This window comes from Actinomyces oricola (assembly GCF_004104015.1).
In the GTDB taxonomy this organism is placed as follows: Bacteria; Actinomycetota; Actinomycetes; order Actinomycetales; family Actinomycetaceae; genus Actinomyces; species Actinomyces oricola.
In genome coordinates this window covers 1-7,488 of sequence record NZ_RYFV01000044.1, presented here as the reverse complement: position 1 = coordinate 7,488, position 7,488 = coordinate 1, and the positions used below count along the sequence as shown (strand labels likewise).

Here is a 7,488-nt window from a genome sequence, read left to right as displayed (position 1 = left end):
TCAGGGCTAGCAAAGATAGCGTGGTCCACGTCGAGGCCTTCCGGCAGTTGGTTGTGTAGCAACTCCCATCATCAGAGGGCCTCGACCCCCACCCTGGCACCCACACGCCCAAACCCACCCCCTCAACTGCGAAGAGCCGGTAAACGCCAGGTGGTCCGGACTCCCTGAACCGCCCGCCTCGCCGCGCCTGCCCTCCCACCAGACTGGACCCTGCGCACGATGCAGCATCGCGCGGTGCGCCCTGAGATCCCCGGCTACGGCTTCTTCGGGGCACCATGTACAGCTCGGACTACCGCTTAGAGCTCGGAGGCGAGCTCGTCGATGGCGGCGCGGCGGATCGCCTCGGCGTTGGCGAAGCGCTCGGTAAGAGCGCGGTGCTCGGCCTGGCGACGTCGTTCAAAGGTGATGACGTCGCGACCGGCGATGCGCCGATCGCGTCCGACGCGGTGCGAGGGGATCTCTCCGGAGTCGAGCAGTTTGTACAGGTGGGTGCGGCTCATCCGGAGTCGCTCGGCCACCTGCGCGGGCGTGTAGTCGGTGTCATTCGCGATGAGAGTGACTGGGTAACCGTCGGACAGCCTCGCTGTCAAGGCATGGATGAGGTCGCGGAGCTCGCCCTCATCCATGCCTTCGGCGAACCGGGCGAGGGACTCGATCTGGTGGCGGTTCAGAACTTCCATCCTTGTGTTCGGAGAAGGTCGAAAAACTTCATGCAAGTGACGCCGTATTCATCTGAGACGTTAGGTATTTTCAGATTCTTGTCCTCGGCGTTAGGGCCCGCGCGCCGTTCTTCAGTTACGACGGTGAGGCCATCATCTTTCGCGTGGGCAATAACGAACGGGTCCGCGTAGTTCTTCTGTCCTTGAACCCATGCCGGATGCTCCGCAGATATTTTAGCTACGATCTGGAGTTCTTCGTCTGTTGTCTTGCAGACAAAGCCCGGGATACTCTTCACCCAAGCAAGCAGATCATCATCTCCCCGCCTGAGTTCTTTCTGAACCATTTCGCACATGCAAATATCTCCGCCCTGCACCGCTGTCTTCATTGAGCGCCAGAGAGAGCTAAAGAATTCGCGCGGATATAGGCGCTCCATGTTGATGAGTATGTTGGCGTCCAAGGTGTATCCCACTAGATGCCCTCAGTTCTGTAGTACTCATCAATCATCTGTCGTACCATTGGAACTCGCGCATTGAGCAGATGGCTCGCATCGAGGAGGTCGACGCGATCCTCTTCAAGTGCGCGGGCAACAGTGCCAACGTATCCTGGCCCCAGATCTCGATACCTTGTGCGCCAAGCTGGCGGCCCGCCTCTACCCTTCTTGCGAGACTCTCGAACGCTCTGCCATTGAAGATCGCTTTTGGAACGAATAGCGTCCAGATCTTCATCGGAGATGAGATCAAGGGTATGCAGTCGAACGCCTGCGGCCAGCAAGCTGACTTTAAACGTCCTTGCCGCTGTTTCGGCCCTGTCGAAGGCGTCATCTCGACTTGTGGAGACGACCTTCTCGATTTGACTCGCAGGCATGAGAAAACTGGCGGCGAACGCATTGGCCGTTGCTTCCTCTTTGACTTGTTCTTCGAGGCTGCACATTCCGCTGGTGCGATTTGTGAGGTGTGCAACTTCGTGGAAGAGAGTGAAGACCTTGCCGTTGTTTGAATCTGCGCCATTTAATAGGATGATCGGCAATGTGCTGTGGTAGATGGAAAGACCTCGGAAAACAGTGAGGTCGATCCGTGTCGCTTGAAAGACAAGATACCCGTGCTGTTCAAGCAATCCGCGCCAGAAACTCAGCACCTGGTTCTCTTGACTTGCTGGAGGAGTAAATGCTTCGGTTAATCCGAGACGTTCTCTCATTTCGCTTGCCCGAAGGGAGGCGTTTCGTCGGTTGATGTGCTCTACGAGAGCCGGAGCGGCGGGTTGCCCCTCGAGGTCCAATATCGTATTACGGTGCTGCTCCACGCGCCGCATTTCCCTAGCGAGTAAAGATGGAATGGAATCTCCATTACCCGCGCGGAAGTCGGCGGTCTCCGGAACGTCAAGCCTCTCAGGAGGCGCCGTAAAAAAGAAGGCGGGCGTCCGATCGAGTTTTTTCGCAATTTTCTCAAGCTGGCGGAGGGTTGGCTGAGTCTCGCCGCCCTCAAACTCGGCAATGCGTTTCGGGCTGGTGCCTGCAGCTTTGGCTAGTTCGTCTGGTTCGATAAGCAGGGCCTTGCGTGCCCACTGGAGGGTGGAGGCATTGATCGGTGCACGTGCCATAGTCGCTCCCTCCTTCGGCCGGGGCGCTCTGTTCGGCGATTGGCGATAGGGCCTGCCACTGATCCGAGTCTATCTTGAAGCGCTGACATCGTGAGTTCGATCCGGGTTCCCGTGGAGGGGCGACGCCTCGTGCGTCAGGGCTGCTTACACTCATACGGGCGCCCACCGCCGGCGGGGCTGGGCACATCCCCTCGTTTCACAGCGCTCCGCTGGCAGCCCGCCTTCGCTCCTCTCGCTCTCCCCTCGGAGGCCCGCCCTCGCCCCGTCGCCACCCCCATCGTCGCCACCCTCGCCCGAACCGCACTCCCACGGCTCTCTGTTCAAACGATTGAACTGTTGCTACGCTTGCCTTCGAGCCCATCCGCTGATGCCCCCGCGCCACCTGCCGGTGGCCCGCCGTCGGCCTCCCGGGCCCGTCTCACCTCACCTAAGGAAGGCTTCAATGAAGAGGCTGCTCAGCTCCTTCGGATTCGCTCCGAGGACCTTCGTTCAACTGCTGTTCATCACCGTCAACGCCCAGCTGCTCTACGCCTTCTGGGACATCCGCAACACCCTGCCCAAGGACTTCCCCGTCGCCATGGGGGTCACCGATGCCCAGGCCGGCAAGCTCTACTCCATGCAGGGGCTGGTCATTATCCTCGGCACGATCCTGCTGGGTTGGGTCGGGGACCGCTTCTCCGTCCGCACCATCATGGTTCTCACGACGCTCGGGGTCGGCACGATCTCCCTGTTCATCTCGGTGTTCTCCCCGAACCTGTCCTTCCCCGTGCTCCTGGTGTGCTTCTTCCTCATGCTGCTGCTCAGCGAGGTGCTGTTCAAGCCGGCCAACTTCAAGGCGGTGCGGACCTCCACCACCGAGGACCACCAGGGCGCCGCCTTCGGCTTCTTCGAGTTCGGGCGCGGCCTGCTCGCCTTCCTCGTCTCCCTGCTGTGGACCGGCCTCATCGCTGCCGGCGTCGGCTCGCGGGGCATTATGCTCACCGGGTCGTGCATTGTGCTGGTCACAGCCCTCATGGTCTTCTGGGCCGCCCCGAAGGACACCCGCGTCGGCGACGACGACGAGACCCTCAATGCCTCAACCTTCGAGGCGATTAAGGGCGTCGGCCGGGTCGCCAAGCTCCCCGTCGTGTGGGTCGCCGGGCTCAACGTGTTCTGCGTCTACGGCACCTTCGTGGCGGCGGGCACCTACTTCGCGCGCTTCCTCCAGGCCGGGTACGGCTCCTCCGCCCTGGTGGCGGCCGTCTTCTCCACGGTCGTCATCGGGCTGCGCATGCTGCCCCTGGTCTCCTCCGTGCTCGTCGAGAAGGTCTTCGCCTCCACCTCCCACTTCATGCGCTTCATGTCGGCGATCCTCGTCGTCCTCCTGCTGGCCATCGCCGCCCTACTGCTGACCCACCCCGCGGCCGTCAAGAGCTTCCCCGCCGACCAGGTCCCCGACGGCATCGTCTCCTCGGGGGTGATGACCGCCCTCATCGTCCTCATGCTCATGGCCTCCGGCTGCTGCTTCATGATCCGCGGCGTCTACTACGCCCCGATCGGCGAGTTCAACGTCCCCGCCAAGCAGTCCTCCGCCGCCATGTCCTTCGCCATCACCCTGGGATACGTTCCGGCCCTGCTCGGGCCGATCGTCTTCGGCGGCCTCATCGTGCCCTCGGTGAAGAACGAGGCCGGCGAGGTCGTCACCGAGGTTCTCACGCCCACCTCCACCCTGGCCTCGGCTTTCCTGGGGCTGGCCGCGCTGTCCGCCGTCGCCTTCCTGCTGTCCTCCACGCTCATCCGCCTCAAGGCGCGCCAGGACCGCCTCGCCGAGGCCGGGGCGCAGGCATGAGCGAACATCTCCTGACCGAGCCCGACCGGCTCGACGTGCAAGTGATCGGCCCCCTGTGCATCGACATTAACGTCGACGCCGCCGGCCGCTCCACCAGGGGCGTCGGCGGGGCCGCATTGTGCGCAGCGGCGGCGGCCGCCTCCCTCGGGCGCCGCGTCGAGGTCGTCACCACCATGGCCGACGACGACGCTCACCTGCGCTCGCGCTTTCCCGACGCCATCGAGCGGGTCGTGGCGGTGCACTCCGCGCGCACCTCGTCGATCCGCAACGTCTACACCACCGCCGACCAGGAGCGACGGCACTCCTCGGCACTGGCCCAGGCCGACCCGATCACGGCGGCGGACGTGCCGAAGACCCCGGTGGCCGTCCAGCACCTGGCCGGGCTCGTCGTCGGCGACTACGCCCCCGGGCTCCTCACCGAGCTCGCCGCCCGGGCCGACCTCGCCGTCGACATGCAGGGATTCCTCAGGCGACGGGACCCGGAGACCGGAGCCCTGACCCTGTCCCGGCCCCCGCAGGACGAGGGCTTCTACCGCCGGATCAGGTTCCTCAAGGTCGACACCGCCGAAGGCGAGCACCTCACAGGACTGACCGACCGGCGCGCCATCGCCCGGGCCCTGCACGAGCGGGGCGCGCAGGAGGTCATGGTGTCCAACGCCCGCGAGATCCTCGTGTTGGACCGCGACGGCGCCCACGTGTGCCCCCTGCGGCCGCGCAACCTCACGGGCCGAACCGGGCGCGGTGACACCGTCTTCTCCGCCTACATCACCGAGCGGCGCCGGCACGACGTCGACCGGGCGCTCCTGACGGCCTGTGCCGCCGTCTCCCTCAAGATGGAAACCCCGGGCCCCCTGGTGTGCACCCGATCCGACGTCGAGGCCTACCGCGACCGTTTCTACCCCGACCCGGCACCCGCCCCCGAAGGAGAGGCCCATGAGCGCTGAGAGCACTCGCACCGTTCACGACATCATCGCCGCGCTGCCCGACGACACCCCGCTGTGCTCACTGGTCATCCCCGGCACCCACGACACGATGACGAGCACCTGCACCCACCCCTACTACCGGACCCAGGACCTCAGTCTGGCCGAGCAGCTGGAGCGGGGCGTGCGCTTCCTCGACCTGCGCCTGAGGCGCACCATGGTCGCCGCCCACCGCGAATGGGTCAGCGACATCACCGCCGCCTCGATCCTCGCCGTGCTGCGCGACCACCTGGAACGGCACCCGCGGGACGTCGTCCTGGCGCGGTTCCAGAACGCCAACGAGGCCAAGGACGACTTCGAGGAGTACGGGCGGGCCCTGACCGACCTCGTGCGGGACCACCGCGACCTCTTCTGGACCCCGCAGCACGCGCACCAGGGCACCAGCTGGCCCACGCTCGGCCAGGTGCGCGGCACAGTGGTGGCCTTCGAGTGCGCCCCCGCCCACTACGGCCTCACCGAGATCGACGGCAGGCCCTGGGCCGTGCCCTGGCACGACAACCCCCGCATCCTCCTCCAGGACGACTGGGACGGGCCCACCGAAGAGGCCAAGTTCGAACAGATTGAGGCGCTCTACGGGCGGCGCCACGGGCGGGACTGCCTCATTCTCAACCATGTCAGCGCGACCAACGGCTCCCTGGGCAACCCGGCGGCCTACGCCCAGCGGCTCAACCCGCGAGTCCTCGACCTCGTCCGCGCCCAGCCGGGCCGGGGCGTGCTCATCTTCGACTTCGTTGATCCCGAACTCATCGACGCGACCTGGAGCGCCAACAGGCCGAGCGGCTGACGCCCTGCCCGGGCACGGGGCCGGTGCGTCGCCTCAGGCGGTGAGCCGACGCACCAGCCTCGTGTCCACCTCGATGCGCACGGGCGGCTCGGCCGTCCCCTCGGCCCGCAAGATCGCCCGGTCGACGGCGAACCGCGCAACCGAGCGCGGATTCCTGTCGATGGAGGTCATCTCGAAGGCCCGGGATCTGGCGATACGTGAATTGTCGAAGCCCACCAGCCGCACGTCCTGCGGGATGCGCAGACCGGCCCGCCACAGGGTCGACATCGCCCCCAGCGCGCACTGGTCGTTGTAGCAGACGACGACGCCGCCGCTGAAACCGCCCTCGGCGAGCACAACACGCATGGCCGCCCACCCCGCGTCCATCGTCGGGCCGGCCGGAACGACCCTCAACGAGGCCCCCCGAGCGCCCAGCGCCCGACGGAGGGCCTCTCGTCGATGCTGCGCCGAGACCGTCCCGCCACCGTCCAGGCACACGAGCACGTCCTCCTGATCCAGGAGCGCGACCAGTTCGCGCATGCCGCTGTCGTTATTGGACACGACGAGGTCGGCGTTGGCGCACACGGCCTTCTGGCCGATTTCTATCACCGGCACGCCCGCCCCCTCCAGGGTCTGAGGAGGGATGGCCGCCGGGTCGACGACAATGAGGCTCTGGGCGCGCAGCTGCATAATGCGGGCCACCGCGGCGCCGCCCCCGCCCACCGCGGTGTCCTCCGTCATGACCAGCCAGCCGCGTTGTTCCGCCTCGGTGATGATGTCGCGGCTGTACTCGACGTGCAGCTCCTGGCTGATGTCGCACAGCAGGCCAATGATGCGGGGTTTAGAGGAGCGCAGCAGGGCACCGGCCAGGTCCGTGCGGTATCCCTGCGCTGCGGCCTCCTCGATGACCTTCTGACGCACGGGGGCGGAGATCCGGTCGGAGCCCCGCAGCGCCAAGGAGACAGTCGAGACCGAGACCCCCAGGGCCCGTGCAATATCCTGCAAAGTGACCCGGCCCAGAGCCCTCACCTCCCCGATCCCACGGCCCCTCCGGCTCATCCGCGCAAGTGGCCTTCCGAGTCTAGAGGAGCGCGTCCCAGGGCGCGCTGGTCGGCCGAGGGCCATGCCGCACTCTCATTGGGTCGAGGGTGTCGTGCCATGCCCGGGACAGGCGTCGTGCCCGGGACAGGGCTGCCTCAGGGCCTCGGAGTGGTCTCAGAGCGGCTCGCCTTCTGACTGCTAACACCGGCAGGTTCTGTCACGCGTGCAACCGGGTGTGATTGACGCTATGCCATGCTCGTTTGACGAAGGTCGAGCCGGTCTGCCTATAGTCCTCCCCGCTGCCACGTGGACGGAAGTTCGCGAGGCAGGCGCGCTGACAGGCGTCACTCGGGGGCACTCGGGTGGGCCGGTAGGACAGCGAAGAGCGATCGAGGTCACAGGCTTTGATGTTGACCGCGGGGCTCGGACCTGCCTAGTCTAGTTCGGCCGCCTTCCAGGGCGGCCGGGGCCGTCAGGCTCCCGGGATCCTGGATGGGTGTGTTGTTTGAGATCTCGATAGTGTGTCATGTTTTTTGTGCCTTTTTGTTGGGTTTGTGGTGCTGGGTTTTTGGCTGTGGTCCTGGGGTTGTTGTTCTGGGGTTGTGGTTGGGGGTCTGGTG

Annotated in this window: 7 protein-coding genes; 3 read left to right on the top strand and 4 right to left on the bottom strand. The window is 65.5% G+C overall.

Annotated elements, in window-relative coordinates; genetic code table 11:
* Window positions 1–296 precede the first annotated feature (296 nt).
* From EUC46_RS12090 to EUC46_RS12080, 3 genes are read right to left on the bottom strand one after another with little or no spacing between them, the layout of a single operon-like run.
* Entirely contained in the window at window positions 297–680 is a 384-nt protein-coding gene (locus EUC46_RS12090; protein WP_128774412.1) for a helix-turn-helix domain-containing protein, read from the bottom strand.
* Window positions 668–1,129 carry a DUF4411 family protein gene (locus EUC46_RS12085; protein ID WP_128774411.1) on the bottom strand — a complete coding sequence of 154 codons (462 nt, stop codon included), beginning with the start codon at window positions 1,127–1,129 and terminating at the stop codon, window positions 668–670. The genes EUC46_RS12090 and EUC46_RS12085 overlap by 13 nt, the downstream gene beginning before the upstream one ends.
* A complete protein-coding gene (locus EUC46_RS12080; protein ID WP_128774410.1) occupies window positions 1,129–2,256 on the bottom strand; it encodes a helix-turn-helix domain-containing protein in 1,128 nt (375 codons plus the stop codon). Before EUC46_RS12080 ends, EUC46_RS12085 begins: the two co-directional genes overlap by 1 nt.
* A gap of 442 nt (window positions 2,257–2,698) precedes the next feature.
* Between EUC46_RS12080 and EUC46_RS12075 the strand changes: the two genes are divergently transcribed.
* The 3 genes from EUC46_RS12075 to EUC46_RS12065 are packed head-to-tail and all read left to right on the top strand — an operon-like array spanning window position 2,699 to window position 5,848.
* On the top strand, window positions 2,699–4,084 hold the full coding sequence (locus EUC46_RS12075; protein WP_128774409.1) for an MFS transporter: 1,386 nt from the start codon (window positions 2,699–2,701) through the stop codon (window positions 4,082–4,084).
* Window positions 4,081–5,028: a PfkB family carbohydrate kinase gene (locus tag EUC46_RS12070; RefSeq protein ID WP_128774408.1), complete on the top strand. Its 948-nt coding sequence runs from the start codon at window positions 4,081–4,083 to the stop codon at window positions 5,026–5,028. The genes EUC46_RS12075 and EUC46_RS12070 overlap by 4 nt, the downstream gene beginning before the upstream one ends.
* Window positions 5,018–5,848, top strand: a complete 831-nt coding sequence (locus EUC46_RS12065; protein WP_164918836.1) for a phosphoinositide-specific phospholipase C-related protein — start codon at window positions 5,018–5,020, stop codon at window positions 5,846–5,848. The genes EUC46_RS12070 and EUC46_RS12065 overlap by 11 nt, the downstream gene beginning before the upstream one ends.
* A gap of 33 nt (window positions 5,849–5,881) precedes the next feature.
* Here EUC46_RS12065 and EUC46_RS12060 read toward each other — a convergent pair whose 3' ends face one another.
* Complete coding sequence (locus EUC46_RS12060; RefSeq protein ID WP_128774407.1) at window positions 5,882–6,856, bottom strand: LacI family DNA-binding transcriptional regulator; 975 nt, start codon at window positions 6,854–6,856, stop codon at window positions 5,882–5,884.
* Window positions 6,857–7,488 lie beyond the last annotated feature (632 nt).